Annotated in this window: 19 protein-coding genes and 1 tRNA gene; 8 read left to right on the top strand and 12 right to left on the bottom strand. The window is 39.2% G+C overall.

Features of this window, described 5'->3' with window-relative positions:
* Positions 1-618: 618 nt before the first annotated feature.
* From H5968_RS09740 to H5968_RS09730, 3 genes are all read right to left on the bottom strand, one after another.
* Positions 619-1,080 carry a type II toxin-antitoxin system VapC family toxin gene (locus tag H5968_RS09740; RefSeq protein ID WP_187039792.1) on the bottom strand — a complete coding sequence of 154 codons (462 nt, stop codon included), beginning with the start codon at positions 1,078-1,080 and terminating at the stop codon, positions 619-621.
* Positions 1,077-1,343, bottom strand: coding sequence for a hypothetical protein (locus H5968_RS09735; protein WP_187039791.1), 267 nt, complete (start codon positions 1,341-1,343; stop codon positions 1,077-1,079). Before H5968_RS09735 ends, H5968_RS09740 begins: the two co-directional genes overlap by 4 nt.
* Positions 1,344-1,777: 434 nt before the next feature.
* Positions 1,778-3,466: a bifunctional serine/threonine-protein kinase/formylglycine-generating enzyme family protein gene (locus H5968_RS09730; RefSeq protein WP_187039790.1), complete on the bottom strand. Its 1,689-nt coding sequence runs from the start codon at positions 3,464-3,466 to the stop codon at positions 1,778-1,780.
* Positions 3,467-3,668: 202 nt separating this feature from the next.
* On the opposite strand from H5968_RS09730, the gene H5968_RS09725 reads away from it, so the two are divergent.
* The gene (locus tag H5968_RS09725; RefSeq protein WP_187039789.1) at positions 3,669-4,334 is read left to right on the top strand and encodes a nitroreductase family protein; all 666 of its coding nucleotides are present in this window, start codon (positions 3,669-3,671) and stop codon (positions 4,332-4,334) included.
* Positions 4,335-4,378: 44 nt separating this feature from the next.
* Here the strand turns inward: H5968_RS09725 and H5968_RS09720 are convergent, their stop codons facing one another.
* From H5968_RS09720 to H5968_RS09710, 3 genes are all read right to left on the bottom strand, one after another.
* Positions 4,379-4,660, bottom strand: a complete 282-nt coding sequence (locus H5968_RS09720) for a hypothetical protein (protein WP_187039788.1) — start codon at positions 4,658-4,660, stop codon at positions 4,379-4,381.
* Positions 4,661-4,807: 147 nt separating this feature from the next.
* The gene (locus tag H5968_RS09715) at positions 4,808-5,854 is read right to left on the bottom strand and encodes an ABC transporter permease (RefSeq protein WP_187039787.1); all 1,047 of its coding nucleotides are present in this window, start codon (positions 5,852-5,854) and stop codon (positions 4,808-4,810) included.
* An 84-nt stretch (positions 5,855-5,938) separates the two neighbouring features.
* On the bottom strand, positions 5,939-6,457 hold the full coding sequence (locus H5968_RS09710; RefSeq protein WP_187039786.1) for an adenine phosphoribosyltransferase: 519 nt from the start codon (positions 6,455-6,457) through the stop codon (positions 5,939-5,941).
* Between the two features lie 413 nt (positions 6,458-6,870).
* On the opposite strand from H5968_RS09710, the gene H5968_RS09705 reads away from it, so the two are divergent.
* On the top strand, positions 6,871-7,497 hold the full coding sequence (locus H5968_RS09705; protein WP_187039785.1) for a DUF3038 domain-containing protein: 627 nt from the start codon (positions 6,871-6,873) through the stop codon (positions 7,495-7,497).
* Between the two features lie 6 nt (positions 7,498-7,503).
* Positions 7,504-8,928, top strand: coding sequence for a DUF4335 domain-containing protein (locus H5968_RS09700; protein WP_187039784.1), 1,425 nt, complete (start codon positions 7,504-7,506; stop codon positions 8,926-8,928).
* 148 nt (positions 8,929-9,076) lie between these two features.
* Here H5968_RS09700 and H5968_RS09695 read toward each other — a convergent pair whose 3' ends face one another.
* The gene (locus tag H5968_RS09695) at positions 9,077-11,347 is read right to left on the bottom strand and encodes a transglycosylase domain-containing protein (RefSeq protein WP_187039783.1); all 2,271 of its coding nucleotides are present in this window, start codon (positions 11,345-11,347) and stop codon (positions 9,077-9,079) included.
* 441 nt (positions 11,348-11,788) lie between these two features.
* Here H5968_RS09695 and H5968_RS09690 point away from each other — a divergent pair, with 441 nt between their 5' ends.
* Positions 11,789-12,259 carry a hypothetical protein gene (locus H5968_RS09690; RefSeq protein ID WP_187039782.1) on the top strand — a complete coding sequence of 157 codons (471 nt, stop codon included), beginning with the start codon at positions 11,789-11,791 and terminating at the stop codon, positions 12,257-12,259.
* Positions 12,260-12,638: 379 nt separating this feature from the next.
* Here the strand turns inward: H5968_RS09690 and lspA are convergent, their stop codons facing one another.
* Together lspA and H5968_RS09680 are read right to left on the bottom strand one after the other, a co-directional pair.
* Positions 12,639-13,115, bottom strand: coding sequence for a signal peptidase II (gene lspA, locus H5968_RS09685; RefSeq protein WP_137666328.1), 477 nt, complete (start codon positions 13,113-13,115; stop codon positions 12,639-12,641).
* A 103-nt stretch (positions 13,116-13,218) separates the two neighbouring features.
* On the bottom strand, positions 13,219-13,806 hold the full coding sequence (locus tag H5968_RS09680) for a biotin transporter BioY (protein WP_096567475.1): 588 nt from the start codon (positions 13,804-13,806) through the stop codon (positions 13,219-13,221).
* Positions 13,807-14,098: 292 nt separating this feature from the next.
* On the opposite strand from H5968_RS09680, the gene pstS reads away from it, so the two are divergent.
* The 4 genes from pstS (at position 14,099) to pstB (ending at position 18,352) form a co-directional block, all read left to right on the top strand.
* Positions 14,099-15,280 (top strand): phosphate ABC transporter substrate-binding protein PstS, encoded by a 1,182-nt coding sequence (pstS, locus tag H5968_RS09675; protein WP_187039781.1) that lies wholly within the window; start codon positions 14,099-14,101, stop codon positions 15,278-15,280.
* A gap of 218 nt (positions 15,281-15,498) precedes the next feature.
* Entirely contained in the window at positions 15,499-16,449 is a 951-nt protein-coding gene (gene pstC / locus H5968_RS09670) for a phosphate ABC transporter permease subunit PstC (RefSeq protein ID WP_187039780.1), read from the top strand.
* Between the two features lie 163 nt (positions 16,450-16,612).
* Complete coding sequence (gene pstA / locus H5968_RS09665) at positions 16,613-17,494, top strand: phosphate ABC transporter permease PstA (protein ID WP_187039779.1); 882 nt, start codon at positions 16,613-16,615, stop codon at positions 17,492-17,494.
* Positions 17,495-17,545: 51 nt separating this feature from the next.
* Positions 17,546-18,352, top strand: a complete 807-nt coding sequence (gene pstB / locus H5968_RS09660; protein WP_096572654.1) for a phosphate ABC transporter ATP-binding protein PstB — start codon at positions 17,546-17,548, stop codon at positions 18,350-18,352.
* Between the two features lie 195 nt (positions 18,353-18,547).
* On the opposite strand, the gene H5968_RS09655 is transcribed toward pstB, so the two are convergent.
* The 3 genes from H5968_RS09655 to H5968_RS09645 form a co-directional block, all read right to left on the bottom strand.
* Positions 18,548-18,618, bottom strand: a tRNA-Gly gene (locus H5968_RS09655).
* Positions 18,619-18,668: 50 nt separating this feature from the next.
* Complete coding sequence (locus H5968_RS09650) at positions 18,669-19,781, bottom strand: hypothetical protein (protein ID WP_187039778.1); 1,113 nt, start codon at positions 19,779-19,781, stop codon at positions 18,669-18,671.
* 26 nt (positions 19,782-19,807) lie between these two features.
* Positions 19,808-23,380, bottom strand: coding sequence for a response regulator (locus tag H5968_RS09645; protein ID WP_187039777.1), 3,573 nt, complete (start codon positions 23,378-23,380; stop codon positions 19,808-19,810).
* Positions 23,381-23,722: the final 342 nt, after the last annotated feature.

Genomic DNA, 23,722 nt, shown 5'->3' with positions numbered 1-23,722 from the left:
TGTCTTTGACAATCTTGGGAAATGAATTTATAATCATGATCAAATCAATATTTTGATATAGCTTGCTCAAATTTTAATATATTTTGGGCTATTTTTATCACAGATTTCTTAACATTCAACACTTCTGCTGTTACAGCCATTTTTTATGATGTCTGAATTTTTGTAATTATGTTTATATAATGATATCGTATTTATATCGTTTTGTCTAAATTAGGATAACCAGGACACCCTTCGAGAAGTCAAAAGTCAAAATTAAAAAGTCAAAAAATGATTTATATAACATCGAAAAAATCCTCACATCCCCAAAATAGAACTTTCAATAATATCCTGTAAATCCTTAAATCCTGTAAATCCTGATTTTGACAATTTAATATTTTATCTCTTTCCCACATCCCCAAAAATCAACATCTAAAAATCCTCATCCCCGCAAAATTTTTTCACCCAAAACACTTGACAAAATCCTCAGGCTTGACATATACTAATATAATGGAAATCTGTGTCGCACATATATAACGTCTTTTTAACAACTCAATCCTAAAAATCTTTAAATCCTGGTTATCCTGATTTTAACAATTATAATTAGAGTAAATGTTGGGTTTCCTTGCGTCAAACCAACCTCTACCCGTGATGTGGTAAAGGTGGAATTTGAAACTCGTTAAACAAACAAATATTATAGGATGAAATGGCTAAAGCCTTGACTAACTTTTTATCTAGTGTTAACAAAGTAGCATTCTCGTGTTGTGAAAGTGCAACATAAGAAGCATCATAAGCAGAAATATTGTAATTTAAGGCAATATTAACTGCATCATCCATCAAGTTTGCTGTGGAAACAACTTGTAATTGTAAGTTTTTCAGAGTAGCTAAATCTGCGGAAACTTTATCAGATGGATAAATACCAGCACGAACGTACTTACATAAAACATTAGCACTCTCAATGTAAAATAGATCAGGAACAAAGAACTGATATTGAGGATAGGCAATATAAGTCAAAATCTGATCTACTTTAGGAGATAATGGATCAGGAATAAATTGTTTGATGCACACACTGACATCTAATACGTATTTAATAGTAGTAGTCATCTGTTTCTATCTTCTCTAATCATTTCTGTACTATCTGGCCATTGAACATCTTTAGGAAGTTGTTCACGACGTAAACGACTTTCTTCTAGGACTTTTAGCACGTTTTCACGGTTTTGTAGTTCTACTTGTTGTCTTCTTGTCTGTAAAGCATTTTGTAATAGTGCGACAACTTGAGATTCTATAGAATCATTTTCAGCTTCAGCTAGTTTTTGCAGTTCCTTATATAAATTATCGGGTAGAGTGACGACATTAAGATTATTCATGGGTAAAACTCCCAAAGACTTTCATAGATAATCATAACATGGGCATAAATTGTCAGAATCAAGATGTCCCGGATTTGAGGATTAACAGGATTTTTATTTGATAATTTATCAGATAATTCAAAATCATCGAAAAATTGCATCTTTTAAAAATTATCTACATCATTATTTATGTAACATCGAAAACCCCTCACATCCTCAAAATCAAACTTTCAATTACATCCTGAAAATCCTTAAATTCTGGATATCCTGATTCAGACAAATAAGATTTTATCTCACGTAGAGACGCAGAGAGTAAAAGGAGGATGGTTTCTGTTTCATCCCTTCTCAGGTTTTCACTGAAAATTAAATCCTGAAAATCCTTAAATCCTGGATATCCTGATTCTGACAATTATAATTATGGGAAATGTTGGGTTTCCTTGCGTCAACCCAACCTACTAGCTACTAGCTAAACGAAAACCGTACTCATAATACCTGTCCCATTGGTCGCTGTAGTGACGATACGCAGAACGGCAAGATTCAGCGTCACTACCCCATGAACCACCGCGCATTACATGGAAATTATTGTTACTAATCCAAGGAATACTATCATTAGGCCAAATAGGCGCATTTCTATAATTTTCATGCCAGCCATCTTCACACCACTCCCATACATTCCCGTGCATATCATACAAACCAAAGGAATTAGCAGGAAATTTTCCTACATTTGTGGTTTTTCCGAATATAAATTGAGCATAATTTACTAAATCAGTAGTAATACTTTCACCAAAATAGTAGGGAGTTGTGATTTTAGCTCTACAAGCATACTCCCATTCTGCTTCACTGGGCAAGCGATATATTTTACCTGTATGTTTGCTTAGTCTAGTACAAAATTCCTGTGCATCATGCCATGATACTCTTTCAACTGGAAGATTTGCACCTTTGAAATGTGAGGGTTTGGGGTTTAAATCAATTTTTACTCTTGGTAAACGTGCTACTTTTTCCCATTGTGCTTGAGTAACAGGGTATTTCCCCATATAAAATGGTCTAACGGCAACTTGATGCTGAGGTTTTTCTCTATCATCTCCTTCCCCGTTTGGTGAACCCATGAGGAATGTTCCTCCAGGTATTTCTACCATTTCTAAAATTACACCATTTCCTAAATGTTCGTTTTGGGTAAAAGACAGTCCTGGTTGTGAAGAAATAAATTGTGAAACTGGCTGGGAAGAAATAGAAGAAACTGGTAATTTTGGCGGTTTGTTAAATTTCTGCTTTTCTAATTCTAATAAAACCTCATTTGCAGACTGAACCCGATTAATCGGTAAATCCTGTAACATCTTATCTAAAACTGTTTCCAAATCCTTACTGACAGAAACATATTGTTTCCATACCCACTGCATCCTCATGGAATCAAATAATAAATCCGAACCATCAGCTTTTTGTAAATGTCCCGTCAATAACCGAATACAAGTAACAGCTAAACTATAAATATCACTATTAGGATAAACCATCCCGCGAAATTGTTCCGGTGGTGCATAACCCGGTGTTCCGGTAATAGTTCCCACTCTAGTTAATAGACTTCCACCAACTTCTTTAGAAACACCAAAATCAATTAAAAATAACTTACAATTTTGCGAACATCTAATAATATTCTCTGGTTTAATATCTCGATGAATTACATTATTATCATGAATAAATTGTAAAACTGGCAATAATTCAATTAATACCTGTTTAACTTCCGATTCGCTGAATTTACCTTTTCTTGTTAACTCATCCAGCAAATTTTCACCGTCAATAAATTCTTGAATTAAATATAATCTTCCTTCCTGTTGAAAGAAAGCCAATAAATCAGGAATTTGTGAATGTTTCCCTAAATCTCGCAGTCTAACAGCTTCCTGTTTAAACAACTCTGTCGCTTTTTCTAAAGCAGCACTTCCCGACTGTTGGGGTAAAAATTGCTTGATCACACAGGGAGTATCTAAACGATGTTCATCTACTGCTTGAAAAGTTCTCCCAAAACCACCTTCACCAATAAAACGTACAGCGCGATATCTGTCACCCAAAATCATTTTACTGCCACAACGTTGACAGAAAATAGTCCCTGATGGGTTTTGCTGTAGACAGTCGGGGTTGAGACACTGACTCATAGATGCAGGTGGGTAATTATAGCAGTAATTATAATCACATTTTATCCTATTTGCAATTTAGACAATAAAATTCTTTCTTGTTACTGTCACCTGTCACCTGTACCCTGTAACCTACTATTTGAACTCCGTACAAAAAAGCGTTACCCTAAGCACAGGACATAATTCCAAAATCAAAAATCCAAAATCTAAAATCTAAAATCAAATGACTTCTACAACTCAAATCCAAGCATTAGACGTACCTACAGCTATATTACAACGTCGTTCTATCAAAACCTTTAAACCAGATCCCATTTCCCCAGAAATGCTTAAACAACTGGTAGAATTAACCGTAGCAGCACCCAGCAGTTTTAACACCCAATCTTGGAGAATAGTTTTAATTCAAGATGAAACCCAAAAAGCTGCATTATGTGAAGCATCTTGGAATCAAAAACAAATTATTCAAGCACCTGTAACCTTTGTATTTGCTGCTGATGCAACTGCTGGTGAACAAGATTTAACACCCATTTTAGAACAAGGATTAAACACCGGCGCTTGGAATGAGGGAACAGTTAATTATTTTAGAAATGCTATTCCCCAATTTCAAGAAGCTTTAGGAGATAAGCGTCGGGAATATGCTATTAAAGATGCCATGATAGCTGCTACAAATTTAGTATTAGCTGCGGAAAGTTTGGGTTTATCTACCTGTTTTATGAATGGTTGGATTGAAGATAAAGTTAAAGCCGTGATTGGTGCAGAGAATAACCCAGATATAGGTATTGCAGTGGTTGTACCCGTCGGTTATGCAGCCGAACCCCGTTTAAATCCTGGTCGTTTACCGTTATCTGCTAATGTATTTGTGGATAAAATAGACAACCCATATCAAGATTAATTAGACATTTTTAAAAGTAGGGACAATTCACGAATTGTCCTTATTCAATTATGTTGTAAAAACTCAATTTTCGGCAATAAAGGATCATTAACTACTCCCACACCAGCAAAATCCCAACGTTTTAATAAACTTCCTACTTGTGTACCAGCAATAGATTCTACCGCCAAACGATTTGCTAAATCAGCAGCATGAGCATTTAAATAACTGAGTGCTTCAAAATCTTCTTTGAATAATAATAAATATCCTGATTTATCATCATCAATTTTTGCAGTGATATATTTACCATCTGTTTTTGACCGAATAATATAATAAACCTGAGAAAGCATAATATTGGTGATTGGTGATTGGTGATTGGGTAGAATTAACTAATGACTCCTGACTCCTTTACGGGCGAAGCATTCGGGCGATCAATTATCAATTTTATGAAAAGCCTATTTTCCGAATGCTTCGCCCCTACGACTCCTGACTCCTGACTAATTTAAATCCTCTAATTTAATTCTTGGATCAGCAGCTTTTAACATTAAATCAGCAATTAAATTTCCTAGAATCAATAAAACCGCACTCATCACTAAACTGGCCATAACTAAATATTGATCTTTTGCCAAAACAGCTTGTAAAGTTAACTTACCCAAACCAGGCCAGTTAAAGAAATTTTCTGTAATAAATGCACCACTTAATAAACTTGCTAATTCAAACCCTAACAAAGTAATTAAAGGGTTAATAGCATTCCGCAAAGCATGAACATAAATAACACGGTTTTCTGGTAGTCCTTTAGCACGGGCAGTTTGAATATAATCTTGCCGCAATACATCCAATAATTGACCACGCATAATTCTTTGTAAACCAGCAAAACTGGTAATACTTAACGCAATTAAAGGTAAAATCGCGTGCCAACCAATATCTAATATTTTTCCGAACCATGTTAGTTCAGCGTGATCAATGCTAGTCATATTGCCCACAGGAAATAAGGGGGTAGTGACTTGGGCAAAGAATAATAGAAATAAGGCAGTGATAAAACTAGGAAAACCCTGACCAGCGTAACTTAAAACCTGTAAAATCTTGTCCGTGGGACGATTTTGTTTAACCGCAGCGAGGATACCCAGAGGAATAGCGATCGCCCAAGTTATAAATAAAGAAGCGATCGCTAACAACAAAGTCGCAGGTACTCTCTCCCACAACAAAGAAGAAACAGAACGTTGATAAACAAAACTCGTCCCAAAATCACCCTGAATAACAATTTGCCTCAACCACAACCAAAACTGTTGAGGCCAAGACTTATCTAAACCAAACTGTTGTCTAATTTCTTCAATCCGTTCTGGTGAAATCTTCGGGTTTTGTCTCAGCGTATCTACATAATCACCTGGAGACAATTTCATCACAAAAAACGATAATGCAGAAGCTAGAAAAATAGTTAACAAAGCCTGTAGCAGCCGTTTTATCACATAAATAAAAGTTTCATCTTTGACTAGCTTAATCAGCCAATCTCGACCAGTTTCTAAAGCAATTTTTGTATTAGTCATTAGTTGTTAGTCATTAGTCATTAGTCATTAGTCATAAGTTAATTCTACCCAATCACCAGTCACCAATCACCAGTCACCAATCACCTAATATTCAACCAAAGAAATAATTGGTACATCTGGTAAATACTTGCGTCCTTGCAAATCCCGTAGCTCGATGATAAACCCAAAACCCACAAGTTCACAGCCTATCTTCTGTACCAAAGTAGCTGTTGCACTTGCAGTTCCACCCGTAGCAATTAAATCATCTACAATCAAAACCCTGCTACCTGGATGTAAAGCATCCTGATGTACCTCCAAGCAATCTGTACCATACTCTAGTTGATAATCAATTCTGTGAACTGCTGCGGGTAACTTGCCTTTTTTGCGAACCGGAATAAAACCAGATCCCAATTTATAAGCCAGAGGTGCGCCAAAAATGAAACCCCGTGATTCCATACCCACAATGCAATCAACTGGGATTTCCAGTTCAATACATTTTTGTGCTAAAAAGTCAATAGTGTATCGCAAACCCTCTGGATTACGCAGTAGAGTTGTAATATCTCGAAATACAATTCCAGGCTTAGGAAAATCTGGTATGTCACGAATCAGAGATTTTAAATCCATATTATTCAGTAGTAACAGGGAATAGAAAATAGGGAATAGGGAAGCAGGGAGAAATTATTTGTATTTTCCCAGTCACCAGTCACCAATCCCCTGAAAAATCGTACACTATAATCTCATCTCTTGGAGATTATTGCTGTAAGTTTCGTCAATCATTGACAATAACTAAGAATTTAACCCAAGCTAGAGATGTATTTGTACCGTTAAACTAGGTAGGTTAGTAAACTGATGCTTTAAAAGTTTCATTAGAATATACGGGAATCTTGGTATAACAAGAGTAAGTATTGTATATATTGAGATGCTTATCCATAACCACAAAACCTGAGTTCTGGTTTAGCTATCTATCTTAAATAGTGTTTAATGTTGTTTTATTCATCTCACTCAGTCTGTTGGCATAACACAAGGTATTTTAGAGCATGAATGTCTCCGCAAGCGTAAAGTCATTGAATGATCCAACTCCTGAGTCCATGCCGATGATACTGGACACATTACCAGATCCAGCCATAGGACCCAAGGGCTGTCCCCGCAGAACCACATTACAAATAGACTTGATGTTACTGGCAATTGAAGCTTTAGAATTGGGTGGTTCTGAAGCCATCCTCGCTTTTGCCCAAGAACTAGACCTAACAGGAATTGTCAAAAACCGAGTAAATCTATGGAGAATGCGTGCTTCTAACCCTTTAAGAAGAGCGCATAACCGCCGTCCCCTCACCATCATGGAAGCAAAAGCTTTAGTAGTAATTGCTTGCTACATAGCGCGGAGGTTAACAGTAGTTATCCGACAGATGCTAATGATATATCAGCAATTATCAGAAAAGCAGATTCCACTAGAGCAAAATTTACGACTAGCTAATTACCTAGAACGGTTTAGAGCGCATTTTAAAAGTCGGATGAATGCCAGACGTTCTATTTTACTAACATTAAACTCAGACGAGAAATTAGATGAACTGGCTATAGACTTATTAGCAAAATTACTATTCTGCACAGGTACAGCTGGAATGCAGCGTTTCTGGATTTCTCTTTTTGACGGTGAAGTAGAGTAAAGTAGAATGAATATTCAACGTAAGTACAGTTTACCTAATTGCACGCTGCTCTTAGAAGGGTTAAGTGATGTCGCCCCTACCACCCAATTTCAAGAACTGCGTCCAGAATTATCTATATTGGTGAATGCAGAATGCTATTTATCTAGTTATAGTCAGCCTATAACCGGAGGGCGAGAATTTTTTGAAAACTTAGTCAGAGCGGTAAGCGCCTATGCTCAAGAATTTTTAAGTAATGTCCCCAACCCTCAAGCACACAACGGTGACTCAGAGTTAGTCGAGTTACAAAAAATTGATAGCAACAGACACAAGTTAATTGTACATTCAGAAATTACAGGTGATGGTGTGCAATCTCAATCAAACGCAGTTCAACAATCACCTATTCAAGTTGATTTGAATACTGTACAGTTGTTTGATTTAGTCGAAGCTGTAGATCAGTTTTTTGCTGATACCCAAACCTTACCAGAGTTAACACTAGAACTACAACCAGTCACTAGACGCTATGGGGGTACTAGTCAAGCTTTATTAAAACAAGCAGTACCAGCAACTGTAGGAATATCCAGTTTAGCAGTAGCAGCGGTAGCCTTTAGCTTAATTCCTCCTCCCCAGGTACGTCCACCAGAACCGAAGCAAGAAGAACAAACCAGCACAGCAATACCCACAGCCTCACCTACACCTACAGGTGAAGCATCACCTACACCTACCAGTGAAGCATCACCTACAGCCTCAGCCACACCTATTATCAAAGATTTAGAAGCACTTCTAAATACAGTTCCAGAAATTACTGACCCCTCCCAGCTACGGGCATTGAATCGCCAAGTGTATAACCAAATTCATCCTGTCTGGGAGAATCGTTCGGAAATTACAGAAGATTTAGTTTATCGCTTGGGTGTAGCTGGTGATGGAAGTATTGTTGGTTATAAAGCTGTTAACAAAAATGCCAATGATGCAATAGAAAAAACTCCACTGCCAAAATTACTCTACAATCCTGCTAACCGCACTGTCACCAATGAACCCATTGCTCAATTTCGAGTAGTTTTTACCAGACAAGGTGTGTTAGAAATTAGTCCTTGGTTGGGATATACCAGAACACCAGATGTCATCGGTGAAAAAATCACTGATTCTAGTACACTCAAAGACTTAAATCAAAAGCTTTATAATACAATTCGCCAAAACTGGAGTGTTACACCTACCTTTAACAGAGAATTGAGATATCGGGTAGCCGTTAACAAAATTGGTGTCATCGCTGACTATGAACCACTTAATCAAGTCGCCTTTGACTATTTTCGAGAAACACCTTTACCACAAATGTTTCAATCTGTCTACGGTTCAAATCAAGCTGCTCCCAACAATAAAGAACCTCTTGCCCATTTCCAGGTAGTCTTCAAATCTAACGGCACTCTTGAAGTCACTCCCTGGGAGGGATACAGGTAACTGGTGACTGGTGACTGGTGACTGGTGACTGGGTAAGAAAGCAGGAGGAGAATATTAACTTTTGTCTATTGCCTATTGCCTTCTTTCTGTTCCCTGTTCCCTGTTCCCTGTTCCCTGTTCCCTTTTTTACCAATTACCAATTACCCATTTATTTAGCGATTTTCCGCATATAATTCCCCCATAACTGGGCAGCTTGACCACTGCTACCAGATGTGGGGGAATTGTTGTCATTTCCTAGCCAAATGCCAGTTACAAGTTGCCGACTGGGAATAAAACCAATAAACCATAAGTCAACGTTTTTATCTGTTGTTCCGGTTTTACCCGCTTCTTCTCCCAGTCCAATGGATGCACCACGACCAGTACCACTGGAAACTACCCTCTGCATCATATCAGTCATTGTATTGGCGATACTTGTTTTTAGCACTCGCTTATTACTGTCTCGATCCTGGTCGTAGGAATAGATAACACGGCAGGTCTTTAAATCATTGCGATCTTCACAATCGCTGCTGTCTAAAATTCTGCTAATAGCATGGGGACGATTCCATACACCACGATTACTAATAGCACCAAAAGCGCCGGTCATCTCCAAAACGTTAACTACACTTTGACCCAAGACTAAACCAGGAACAGCTTCCAGTGAGGATTTGACTCCTAAACGCTGCGCCATTTCTACAACTTTATTTAATCCTACTTCTCTGGCAATTCTTAAAGCAATGGGATTTTCTGAGAGTGCCAAACTTGTGGCTACATCTAAACTACCACCACCAGAGCGGCAGGGTCTGTAAGTAAAGCCTTGCCAGGGCAAAGCAGCGCAAGAATAAGTTCTAGATGTTGGTATTCCCTGCTCTAAAGCAGCAGCGTAAGCAAAAATTTTGAAGGTAGAACCAGGTTGTCTTTGAGCTTGTACCGCCCGATTAAATTGGCTTTTTTTGTAATCAGTCCCCCCTACCATTGCTAAGATGCTGCCAGTTTTCGCATCTAGGGTAACAAGCGAACCCTGGGAAAATCGCAAGTTGGCCCCGGCGTTACTCACTGAATTTCGCAGAGCTGATTCTGCTTGGGCTTGCATTGCTGGATCTAACTGGGTTTCGATGATATAGTTACCTTCTCTTGCTGCTCCTTCTCCTAATATTGATTCCAGTTCTTGAAAGACGTAATTATAAAAGTAAGGGGCTATTGTCTGAGCTTGTCTTTCGCAAACTTTAGGACTAACTTGCACTGTAGAACGTCTGGCACGGTTGGCATCTTCGACGCTAATTTTGCCCATGTCCAGCATCCGCCTAATTACACGATTGCGGTAATCTGCTGCGTCCAGTTTTCTTGGACCATCTCCACAAAAATTGAAGGCGTTGGGTGCAGGTAAAATTGCTACTAGGGTCGCTGCTTCTGCTAATGTTAATTCTTTAGCTGATTTTTCAAAGTAATATTTAGCCGCATCTTCAAAACCCGAAGTATCAGCACCTAAAAATACTCTGTTTAGGTAAGTCAGTAAAATTTCATCTTTGCTGTAAAAGGTTTCTAACTTCAGGGAGACAATAGCTTCACGCACTTTCCGCCCCAAGGAATCTTGTCTACCTACATAATCGCGGAATAAACTGCGGGCAAGTTGTTGAGTAACTGTACTGGCTCCCTGTTGTACGTCACCGCTACGACTATTGATTAATACGGCTCGCAAAATCCCTAAAGGATCAACTCCAAAGTGCCAGTAATAACGACTATCTTCAGAAGCGACTACTGCAGCAGGTAAATAAGGACCAAATTCTGATAACTGTTTTAAGTCTACGTGAGCTATGTTCCGTGGTTCTCGTAGTGGTGTGGATCCATCACGGGCATAAATTACTACCGGGGCGCTGGTGGCTGTAGGTAGGGGTCTAATGGAAAATTTTGTCCATTCTAAGCCAATAGCTAGGGCAAATAAGGCGCTGACACTCCCAACACCATAAAATGCCCATGTTCCTGCTTTGATATACCAGGGGGGCGGATCAAAATATTGCAAACGCACTGAAGCTGCAAGTTCTGGGGGTCCCAAGGTGAAAACGTCACCATGACGCAGTTCTAGGGATGTGACTCTGCGCTTGCCAATATAAATGCCATTGGTGGAGTTTTCATCTTTGATGGTGAAAACCGTTGTTCTTTGGCTGGAATCACGCGATAGGGACAGGTGAATCTGGCTGACTACTGGGTTACGGACGACGATATCGCAGGATTTGGAACTGCGACCAAGTATATAGCGATCGCCCAATAGGGGATATATTTCCGCTTTGTCCGCTCCCGCATCCTGCACCCAGATTTCCGGTACTTTGGCATTCGGCTTGAGCGCCAGTTTGGAAAAATCTACCCTGGCTTGAATTGTATTTACTGCTTGCGTCAGTTGACCAAGTAAGGTTTGTGGCTTTTGCGGCGGTTGCGGGGAACTCATCGGCTATATCACATCACGGCTGTTGGTGAAGACAGAATCGTACGGATCGCAATTTTAATGCTAGTCTTACACCATTTTACTCACAAGCCAAAAATAAATTGGCTGTACTGAATTTAAAGGTATTCAAGTAAACCTTTTGATGGATTGGCAAGTAAAATTAACTTGTAATTTTTGTCACTGCTTTCTACATCACAAATTAGTTGCTTGGACATAAAATCCTGATTTTATCCAATAAAGCCAGCGGTACAAGTTCAAATACAATCTTTCTCTGTGTATTCCTAAAAACTTCTATTCAATTGACAAAATATTTAAATTTTACTTTTGTCAAAGACCCATAGCATTATTCAAGGAATTTTACATCTTCCTTGAGGCTGATTTTGTCCCATCAAGAGTTTGATTTAATTAGCGCAGTGTTCCGTTGACCTTGAGGTTAATTTCAGAATGAAGGGAAAATCTCTGACCCTGATTGGTACTGCCATGACTTTGGCGCTTACTGGTAACGCTGCTATGGCTCAATCAAGTGAATCTTTGTTGGTAGAATCAAGTGACTCCTCTATGGGTACAGCGGCGGAAATTAAGATGTCACCAGAAGGAATGAAAATTCTCTGTCAACGTTTCCCGCTTAACTCACGTTGTCCAGGTGGGATACCACTTGATAGGAATTTTCTGAGTCCTGTTTCATCACCAGAAACTAATCTACAAACTAATCCACAAACTAATCCACAAACTAATTTTATTGAGAGCAATACCGACGTAGATAATACCACAGTACCAGTTACACCAATTAACCCAAGTCCTGATAATTCCAACCAATTGACTCCTGTTCCAGAAAGCTCTCCTGTAACAGAGTTTTCTAGCCCAGAGCAAGTTCCTGTGAATATTTTACAACAAACTGCCCCTTCTGGTACTTAAATCTGAATCTTTTAACTCAAATTTCTACTCCTTAAAGAACAACTCTCGCTACATTTATTTGTTCGATCAGGGGATTTTTTACAAGTTTGCATCAACAAAAAATAGTCTCTATCACTAAACAGCGGATTTTTCAATGTCAAGAAACCGCTGGTATTGGCGATAGAGATATTTCAATAATTGACAATGGACAATTGACAATTTAGCTGTGTAACAGCTTAATTGTATAATCCTAATATTCTGAACTCTTGTGGAACAGGCATCTTGCCTGTTCCACTTATACAAATTAAATGCACAACAGCTTACCTCTGGTTTGTTCGTGAGAGGATGGGGAAAATTGACAATGGACAATTATCAATTATCAATTATCAATTATCAATTGTTATCGTATTCTGTGATGAGAATTTGGTGTTTTTTGGAAAGATGCAATTAAAAGGCAAACAATACCAATACTAATACAAGAATCAGCTAGATTAAAGACTGCAAAGTTGATGAGGCGAAAATCGAGAAAATCAACGACATAGCCTAAAGCAAATCTATCAATACCATTACCCATAGCTCCGCCTAAAATTAAACCATAACCTAACTGTTCCCAAAAACTTAATACTGGTCCCCAGGATGCGATCGCCATCAACACTAAACTCACTCCCAAGGATAACCAGCGCAACCATTCTACTTTACCACTTAAAATACTAAAAGCAGCCCCTGTGTTGGTGAGATATGTAAAGTGAAATATTCCTGGTAGCAGTGGTAATGTTTCTCCTAACTCAAAGGTTTTTACTACCCATAATTTTGTTAATTGGTCTACCACAAAAGCAACGAAAGCAGCAATCCAAAAAAGTCTATTTTTTAAACGCATGGTAAATTTGTCAATTAGTCATGAGTCATGACTCATGAGTCATTAGTTATTAGTTATTAGTTATTAGTCATTTCACCGTTATTCCCAATGCCCAATGCCCTAATTAATAAAACATGATATGTCGTAGTACATAAGCTATGATGGTGACAGCGCAGACTACAGCTAGTTGACCGGGGAGCGAAAACCAGGAATATTTAAGGATTGCTTGCATTAAAGGTAGATGTTCTGCACCTCTCCAGGGAAAAAGATAACTGATCATTAAATAAGCAATACCGCATAAGTGGATCGTTGACAAACCACAAAGGCAACTAAAAGCCAGGGTTTCTAAACGAGGTCTGGCTTTAAAGGCAAAATATCCGCAAATCCAAGCTCCTGGAATAAAACCGAGCAAATAGCCAAACTGAGATAGTTTAACATATCCTATACCACCTCCTTCGGCAAATACAGGCAATAATGTTAATCCCATGACTAGATAAGCAATCTGGGAAAGCGCACCAGCATTTTTACCTCCTAAACAACCTACCAACAGCACTGCACCAACTTGATAGCTGACACCTAAAGAAAAGGTTTTAATTCCTTGCTGACTCCAACTCCAAGGTAAGGTAGTGCCATAGGCTTCTAGGAACGTGCCACCCATTGTCAGGAGTAAGCCAATCATGGACCATAATAATTGATTGGAAGCAGCAAACATTGATCAGGCAATAGGGAATAGCCCAAAGGTAACACTAACAGCAACCACCAGTATATGTAAAAATCGCAAATGTAACCAATCAATTCAGGAGTCAGGAGTCAGAAGTCAGAAGTCAGAAGTCAGAATATTTGTTTGTAGCAGGAATTTATAGGAGTAAGTTTTTCATCAACAATTGATTAGGAAAACAGAAAATTTGTGGTTTGTTAACCTTTTGTTTACCTGAGATTAAATATTTAGAGGTATGTTAGAGGCGTTTCTCTTACTTATGGCAATTTACAAAATTTAGACAGCAATGCTATTACGCAAAATTTCTGTTAAAAATAATCGCGTCAAAACTGCTATTTCCGTAGTAGCACTGACATTAGGTTTAGCAGCTTGTGGGGGAGATTCCAGCCCAAACAACACTGCTAACACTGATAATTCAGGTAATACTCAAAATACTGCTGCCACTACCCCTGCTAAAAATTTGGATTTAGGTGGAGATGTTACATTGACAGGTGCTGGTGCATCTTTTCCTGCTCCACTTTACCAAACTTGGTTTACTGAATTGAACAAAAAATATCCGAGTTTAAAAGTTAACTATCAGTCAGTGGGTAGTGGTGCTGGAGTTGAACAGTTTACCAAAGGTACTGTAGACTTTGGTGCTAGTGATGTGGCCATGAAGGATGAGGAAATCGCCAAAATACCAGCAGATAAAGGGGTAATGATGCTGCCTGTAACTGCTGGTAGCATTGTCCTGGCTTATAACCTGCCAGATGTTCCTGAACTGAAACTACCACGAACCGTATATACTGATATTCTACTAGGTAAAATCAAAACCTGGAATGATCCAGCGATCGCCAAAGCTAACCCTGATGCTAAGTTACCAAACCAACCCATAACTGTCATCCATCGTGCTGATGGTAGTGGAACTACAGGTGTATTTACAAAACATCTCAGTGCTATCAGTCCAGAATGGAAAGAAAAAGTTGGTGAAGGAAAAAGTGTAAAATGGCCAGTGGGCGTTGGTGGTAAGGGTAATGAAGGTGTAACTGCCCAAATCCAACAAACTCAAGGTGCTATTGGTTACATAGAATATGGTTACGCTAAACAAAGCAATTTAAAATTTGCTGCTTTGGAAAACAAAAGTGGTAAATTTGTGACTGCAAATGCGGAATCAACATCTAAAACCTTAGAAGCTGTAACTTTACCAGAAAATCTCCGCGCCTTTATTTCTGATCCAGAAGGTGCAGATTCTTACCCCATTGTCAGTTATACTTGGATTCTGGCTTATAAAAAGTATCCTGATGCAGCCAAAGCGAAGGCAATGGAAGCAGCGATAGAGTATGCTTTGACTGATGGACAAAAGCTGTCTGATGAACTAGGTTATATTCCCTTACCAGCAAATGTGGTTACTAAAGTAGCTGCTGCGGCTGATCAAATCAGTCCTGATTATAAAATTGCTGTTGGTGACTCCACCAATGCGAGTAAGTAATTTCACTCTTCCGTCTATGCTCAAGATAATCAATCATTGAATTACTCAATCAGTTGGGAACCCTGATTATTTAGTATCAAATGCCAAAAGGTAACGAAATGATAATTTCATTTATAGCCACCCCCAAGGTTATCACCGCAAGCATTTGACTTGTGACTTTTGACTTTTATTTGGTTCCCCTCACATTTTTTCCGATTTTCTTTCTAGAGTCAGTATTCATGAATACAAATTTTCAGAATCTGTCATTAGCTGTTAAACAACGCTCGGAACTTGATAAATCTCTAGATAGGGGCTTTATTTGGTTGACAAGGATTTTTGCTCTGGCGATCGCTGGTATTCTCCTATGGATAGCGTTGCAAGTCGCTTCTAGTGCTTGGCCTGCTATCCAAGAATTTGGGTTGGGCTTTTTAGTTCAAAGCAGTTGGAACCCAGTTAATGATAACTATGGAGTTTTACCAGCAATTTATGGAACTCTGATGAGTTCTTTTATTGGCTTGTTGTTATCTGTACCCATTGGCGTGGGTACGGCGGTTTTATTAAGTGAGAATTTTCTCCCATCTCAGGTGCGGTTGGTTTTAGTATTTTTAGTAGAATTACTAGCTGCCATTCCTAGTGTTGTCTATGGAGTATGGGGAATTTTTGTTTTAATCCCGATTTTAAATGATGTGGGTAAATGGTTACACAGTTCTTTAGGTTGGATACCATTTTTTAGTTCTACACCTACAGGACCTGGGATGTTACCAGCAGGAGTAATTTTAGCAATTATGACTTTACCAATTATCACTGCTATCTCCCGTGATGCTTTAATTTCCCTTCCCCCTAGTTTACGTCAAGCAGCTTTAGGACTGGGTGCAACTCGTTGGGAAACAATTTTTCAAGTCCTCATTCCTGCGGCATTTTCCGGTATTGTCAGTGCTGTCATGTTAGCACTCGGCCGAGCAATGGGCGAAACAATGGCTGTCACCATGTTAATTGGTAATTCTAACAATATTAATATTTCTCTGTTAGCTCCTTCTAATACCATTTCTTCACTACTAGCAAATCAATTTTCTGAAGCCAGCGGTCTGCAAGTTTCGGCTTTGATGTACGCTGCTTTAGTATTGTTTTTACTGACCTTGTTAGTCAATATTCTGGCGGAGTTTATTGTTCTCCGAGTTAAGAAATTTTAGTTGCGGCAGCAATCAGAATGATCATGAAAAAGTGCAGATGAAAATTTAAAATTATGCACGTTTTTTCATACTAATTCGGTTTCTGATTGCTAGTTATACATACCAGCAAAAATGACTTTTTGTAGAGTCAATCCAAAATCTAAAATCCAAAATCTAAAATAGAATGACTTCTCTATTTCCCCAAAATAGCCTGACTCGCTCCCCTACTTCTCCCCGCACTTTATTTAACATGGTGATGACAGTAGTAGCGTTTATATGTGGAGCATTGGCGCTATTTCCTTTGTTGGCTGTACTTTCTTATGTATTGTTTAAAGGATTCAGCAGTCTCAGTCTTGATGTGTTTACCCAACTACCACCAGCACCTTTCAGAAAAGGCGGTGGTTTCGGTAATGCTATTTTGGGAACTTTGCTGATGGTGGGTATTGGTGCTATCATCAGTATTCCTACAGGAGTATTGGCAGCTATTTATTTAACAGAATTTAGTAATGGTAAAATTGCTCGGTGGGTACGCTTTGCTACTAATGTTTTGAGTGGTGTTCCCTCAATTATTGCAGGTGTTTTTGCATACTCGATTGTGGTTTTAACATTGACAAATCTCAATCTAGGCTCTTACTCAGCTTTGGGTGGTGGGTTTGCTTTAGCAATTTTAATGTTGCCAATTATTGTCCGTACAACCGATGAAGCCTTACAGCTTGTCCCCCAGGACTTACGACAAGCATCTTTGGGTTTAGGCGCAACTAACTTTCAAACAGTTATACAAGTTGTTGTACCAGCAGCTTTACCAGCTATTGTAACTGGTTCGACTTTGGCGATCGCCAGAGCATCGGGAGAAACAGCACCATTATTGTTTACTGCACTCTTTTCTTCTTTTTGGCCTGATGGTTTACTCAAACCTACCGCGTCCCTAGCTGTTTTAGTTTACAACTTCGCTATTTCACCCTTCCAAAATTGGCAGTCTCTAGCTTGGGCAGCTTCTTTAATTTTGGTGTTGATGGTTCTGATTACAAGTATTATCGCTCGCTGGGCAACTAGGCAAAAAGCTTAACAAAAGCTCATAAACATTATGCCTACTTTACAACCTAACTCTAAAATATCTATGACTATGAACACCAGTACAATCAACGATGCTAACGTTGTGTTACGTACAGAAAACCTGAATATTTATTACGGTAACTTCTTAGCTGTACAAAATATTTGGTTGGATATTCCCAAAAATAAAGTTACTGCTTTTATCGGTCCTTCTGGTTGTGGTAAAAGTACATTACTACGTTGCTATAATCGCCTGAATGATTTAATTGACTCATTCCGTGCAGAAGGCAAGGTTTATTTTGATGATAAGAATTTGTATGCATCTGACATTGATCCAGTAGAAGTGCGTCGTCGCATCGGGATGGTGTTTCAACGACCAAACCCCTTTCCTAAATCAATTAAAGAAAATATTGCTTTTGGTGCGAGAATTAACGGCTACAGAGGTAATATTGATGAATTGGTAGAACGGAGTTTGCGTCAAGCTGCTTTGTGGGATGAAGTAAAAGATAAACTCAACCAAAGTGGTTTGTCTCTTTCCGGTGGACAACAACAAAGGTTATGTATTGCTAGAGCGATCGCAGTGCAACCAGAAGTAATACTCATGGATGAACCTTGTTCCGCACTTGATCCTATTTCCACTTTGCGGGTTGAAGAACTCATTCACGAACTTAAAGAACAATACACGATTGTGATTGTTACCCACAACATGCAACAAGCTGCGCGGGTTTCTGATAGAACAGCTTTCTTTAATGTTAAAACTTCGGAAAAGGGTGGACGTACAGGCTATTTAGTAGAATACGCCCCAACAGAATTAATTTTCAACAATCCGCAACAAGAAGATACAAAAGCTTACATTAGTGGTAGATTTGGTTAAATATCGTAGTTGTGTCACAGTTTGTTTATACCTGAACCTTGTCGGGGTTTAGCAATGCTGAACCCTTACTATCTCCTGTTATATTTGTTAATTCTTATGGTTTAGCTCCTCATCTTTGAAAATAGACAACAAAGTAAGTTAAGAAAGTTTGTGCTTTCAACTTACTTAACCGTGAAACCCTTACACAGTAACAAAAGCGGGCGGCGGGAATCGAACCCGCATTAATAGCTTGGAAGGCTATAGTTTTACCACTAAACTACGCCCGCGAATTTCCATCTATTTAAATATAACAGAACCTTCCCGAAATTGCAAGCCCTTATTGAAAATTTATCGGTTCAATTCTAATCCGCACATATAAATTGCTTAACTCTGGTTTTGAGCCATCCTGATTATACGCACCCACAAAGCTTTCTTGTTGAAAAATCTCATTTAATGCTTGTTCATAAATACTTTTTTCACTGCGAAGTGCCGCAGGTTCGAGATTGATAATTACTGCTTGTTGAAAGTTACCGTTTTTATCAATAATTAAACTGGCTAGTATATTTGCTGCTTTTAATCCAGAGTCACTTGCAAGAAAATTAAGCTCTAATTCCTTGTTTGGAGAACCTTTATATTCTGCCAGTACATCAGGTAAACCATCTACTCTTAATTTTCCATCTTGTCTTAATTGTTCTATTTCATCTCTCAGTATAGGCACAATATTAGCTAGTAAATCCCCTGCTTTTGGAGTTGTGGTTTCTTCTGGAGTGGGAGTTGGTGGAGTTTCTGGTTCTGGGGTGGGAGTTGGTGTAGTTTCTGGTTCTGGGGTGGGAGTTGGTGATTCTGAAGGAATATCATTTGGTAATAAAGTTCCCTTTCCTAGCTTAATTTCTTGACGAGGATTCCAGGGAAGATCATTGAATGGAATAGTCTGTGTGGGAGTAGGTTTAGGAGTAAATTGTACTTGATGTGTAAATGTAGGTGTGGGTGTAGGTGTGGGTGTAGGTGTGGGTGTGGGTGTGGGTGTGGGTGTGGGTTCTAATTGTTGATGGTTCACCTCAGTATTTTTGCTTTCTCCCTGTTGTGAAAGATTGAGATCAGAATTTATCACCTGATCATCTCGGTTTTCAGGAGTGGTGAGAGTAGTTTTTGGTAAAGATGCTGTAACAGACTTTTGACTGGAAAAAGAAACTTTTGGTTTAACGGTTGTGGGTTGTGATTCTTGTGATTCTACAGCAGATGGAATATCGATCAAATCAATAGCAATATAATCTTGATTCGACCGGGGAGTCCACGGTAGAAATGGTTCATAGGAGCGCAGTAACCAAAACACGAACAGATGTAGGAAAATCGAACCTGTAAATACAGCAGTCCAAAACCAAGGTGGATCAGTATGTCTGTATTTGATCGTTTCATCATGCAGTTTAAAACTGGATTTGACATTGTTCATGTTTGAATATCCAGTAGAACTTGACTTTACTCATTAGCTATAGAAGCATCTAAATCTGTTCTCACGACAAAAGTGAGGACTGTTTCATCTATTCCTTTCAGTTCCAGGGGACTACCTTTAGTAATTTCTTCTTCCTGCAAATAATCAGCAACAGCAGCAGAAACTAAGATAGTACCAGGTATAGCCGCGGCTTGCAATCTAGCAGCAATATTCACAGAAGGACCAATAGCCGTATAATCAGCACGTTCTTCACTACCAAACATCCCCACCACTGCTGTACCTTGGTGAATGCCACAGCGAAACTGTACACCTTTACGGCCATCTGTTTCAAATATACCCTGTTCTAGCCAACGCTTATTTAAATTTACCAGGGCTTGTTGCATTCCTCTGGCAGTATTGATAGCACGACGCACCTGTTCATTGGGTGTGAGGTCTTCTGGCGCTCCGTACAAAGCTAAGATAGCATCTCCCATAAATTTATCGACAGTACCACCATTCTGAAACACAACTTTAGTCATAGTTTCCAAATATTCATTTAGCACCTCTGCGACTTTTCGGGATCTGAGAGTATTGGATAGCTGGGTAAAACCCACAATGTCACTAAACAAAACTGTCACTAAACGCGGTTCTGGGCGCAAATCTAGAGACAAAGTTCCCGCAGCGGCTTTCTGGACTAACGCAGTGGGTAAAAAGCGTTTGAGTACAGATTCTGTCAAGTAAGTGTTTAGCTCCAAAACTCGTTTTTCATTTTCCTTCAAGGCTAAAAGATTGCGTGCCTCTGCCAGCAGTTCCCGATCATTAAATGGTTTAGCTAAATAAGCATCTGCACCATATTCTGTTCCTTGAATACGAGTTTCGTCATCAGCTTTTGCAGTCAGGAGAATGACAGGTGTACCTCGCATCAAATCATCAGTGCGAATCATCTGAATCATTTCTAATCCAGTCACTAAGGGCATCATTAAGTCAGTGATAATCAGGCTGGGGAGAATTTCTCGTGCCAAATTATATCCTTCGTAGCCATTACGAGCGGTAGTTACTTGATAGTACGGACGTAAAATATTGGCTACATAGTCTCGCATATCTGGGTTATCTTCTACCACTAAGATTAATTGCTCAGGATATGGGTCAGTAGTATCAATTTGTCCGTTAGAATCGACAATTTGTAGATTCGGTGATGGATCTCTGGTGATAATTTCTCTGTGATCAGATGCTGATCCTACCTGTTCTAAATTCGCTAGTTCTACATTGGCGCGGCTGATATTTAATTCGCAGGGTGTATCTAGTACCTGTTCTGGAGGTAAATGCTCTGAACCTGTCAACAGGCGAATACTAAATTGAGTACCTTGTCTATAAACTGATTGGACGCTGATTTCGCCACCGTGGATTTCTACTAATTCTTTAACCAGGGATAAACCCAATCCACTGCCTTCATAGGAGCGGTTTTCTGAACCTTCAGCTTGACGGAATCGCTCAAATAGGTGGGGAATTTGTTCGGGAAGAATACCAATTCCTGTATCTTGAACTTGTAAGACGCAAGCATTACCGTCATTGAATAATCTCACAGTGATTTTACCCCCATCGGGAGTAAATTTCATGGCATTGGACAACAGGTTGTAAAGTACCTTGTCAAATTTTTCCATGTCCAAGTATACTGTTGGACATTCAAACAAATCCGTAATTACTCTCAGTCCCTTTCGCTCACAATAAGGACGAAATGAATCGACTATTTGGTTCACAAATTCAACTAGACTGCAAGGACGGAAACTCGGTTGCATTTTACCAGCATCCAAGCGTTGTAAATCGAGTAGTTGATTTACCAATCGTAACAGACGGCGAGAATTGCGGAGGGCGATCGCACATTGCTCTGGGGTTAAGCCTTCTCTGCTTTCGACTGCTGACTCTAAAGGTCCTTGAATTAAGGTGATAGGGGTGCGAAATTCATGGGAGATATTTTGGAAAAATTCGGTTTTTTGTTGATCTAATTGGATTAAACGTTCCGCCTGTTCACGAGTTGTTTGGTATAAACGAGATTGTTGGACGGCGATCGCAGCTTGAGCGGCCACGGCCTTAGCCAGTTCAATTTCCGATGGTAGCCACTTACGGATTTTCTCACCTTCTCTCAGAGAAATACTACCAATACATTGACCATCAATTAATAAGGGAACGACCATGAGCGATCGCGGTCGCATTTTCAAAGGTAGGTCAAATGCTTGGACATCTGAGGGAGAGTGATTTATATCCGTAATTACAACAGGCTCTTTTGTTCGCAATATTTCTAAAAAAATCGGATTTTTCCTGATCGTAGCTTGGGAACTAGACAACTGCTGAGTTAAAGCTCGCCGATTTCTAGTGAGGTTATTTTGGGGAAAATTCTCCAGATGTTTAGAACTATCATACAAACCTACACAATGGACAAATTCATCTTCCTGAGTCCATAAAGACAGAACACAGCCATCAACCTGCATAGCTTGTCCCAATCGTTGAGTGATAGCAGCAAAGATATCTTGTGGGTCTAGACTAGAGCGAATCTCCCTAGTAATTGTATTAATTAAACCTTCTCGCTTCGCCAAAGCTTCTACTTGTTCATAAGCATAGGCTTGAGATAAAGCTAAGGCTGCCTGATCAGCGACAATTGATACCAGTTCTACCTCTTCCTCTTCCCAAATACGGATTTGATCGCACTGGTGCAAAGCTAATACTGCTCTTAGTTCTTGTTGACAAATCAGCGGCACTACTAAACTAGAACATATATTAGCTTCTTTAAAAGCAGCAGCCCGTTTTTCATGACTTTGAATGCGGTCATCACCAGTCACATTATGAATTACTTGCACTGCATCAATTTCCCACACTGTCTGAGCTAAAAGAGGTAATGGGGTGATAGAAACCTGATTTGCGGTAGCTAACTTGTTATTGTCTTTAGATAGAGGTGGAGAAAAAGCATCATTGTTCTCAGTAGCAGATCTCTGTTGGTCTGGCAATGATGCTTGAGTAGATTTTTGGTAGATAAATCCTTCATCTGCCAATTTTTCATCTTGAAAGGGACGTAACAGGCAAACATCCACCTCCAACATATGCCCCACTGTATCAACAATGGTTTGTAAAATTTGCCGATAGTCTAGGGCGCTACGAATAGTATTAGTGACAGTATTCAATAGGGATTCTCTCCGCAGAGTCCGAGTCAGTTCGCGGGTTCTGGCTTTCAAGACATTATGGGTATCCAACGCTTGACGGACTACGGCTTTCAGTTCTTCAGTTTCCCAAGGTTTCGTAACATATTTAAATACCTTGCCAGAGTTAATCGCCTCCACCAAGTCTTCAACATCAGTGTAGCCAGTTAAAATAATCCGAATAATATCTGGGTATTGAGTTGCTGTCAGACTTAAAAATTCCGTACCGCTCATCATTGGCATCCGCTGATCAGAGATAATCACAGCGATATCCCCTTCTTGTTCCAGCAATTCCAGAGCTGCATGTCCAGAGTTAGCTCTCAAAACCTGATACTCACGATAGAAACTGCGGTAAAGCAAGTCTAGGTTGTCTGGCTCATCATCGACAACCAAAATTTTTGGCTTACTGTTTCTGTTTGCTTGTGATGTCATGCACAGCTTTCCTGCTGCAACGGCAGTCGGATAAAGAATAATCTGCTCAGATCAAGGTATTTCTGAATCAGGTAAGGTTCAAGCATTTCGACCAATAAATTGCTGGGACACATGACAGCTAGATGCCAAAGTGTGTAATCAAAGTTATTGAAATTATTGTTTTTCAGGATTTGTCATCAGCAGTTTGCCCCTCTTCCGCAGGACAGTTTATTGGATTGTCATTTTTGATTCACCGTGTAAATTTCAACTGACTAATTCTTTTCTCACCTCCTTTTATAACCTGCTGGTGCTACATCAGACCCTGTCCTCCAGAGAAAAGAGTATAAACTATATATTGATTTT

Source organism: Sphaerospermopsis sp. LEGE 00249, assembly GCF_014299995.1.
In the GTDB taxonomy this organism is placed as follows: Bacteria; Cyanobacteriota; Cyanobacteriia; order Cyanobacteriales; family Nostocaceae; genus Sphaerospermopsis; species Sphaerospermopsis kisseleviana.
The sequence above is the reverse complement of the archived record's forward strand: the minus strand, read 5'-3'. Positions and strand labels throughout refer to the sequence as shown.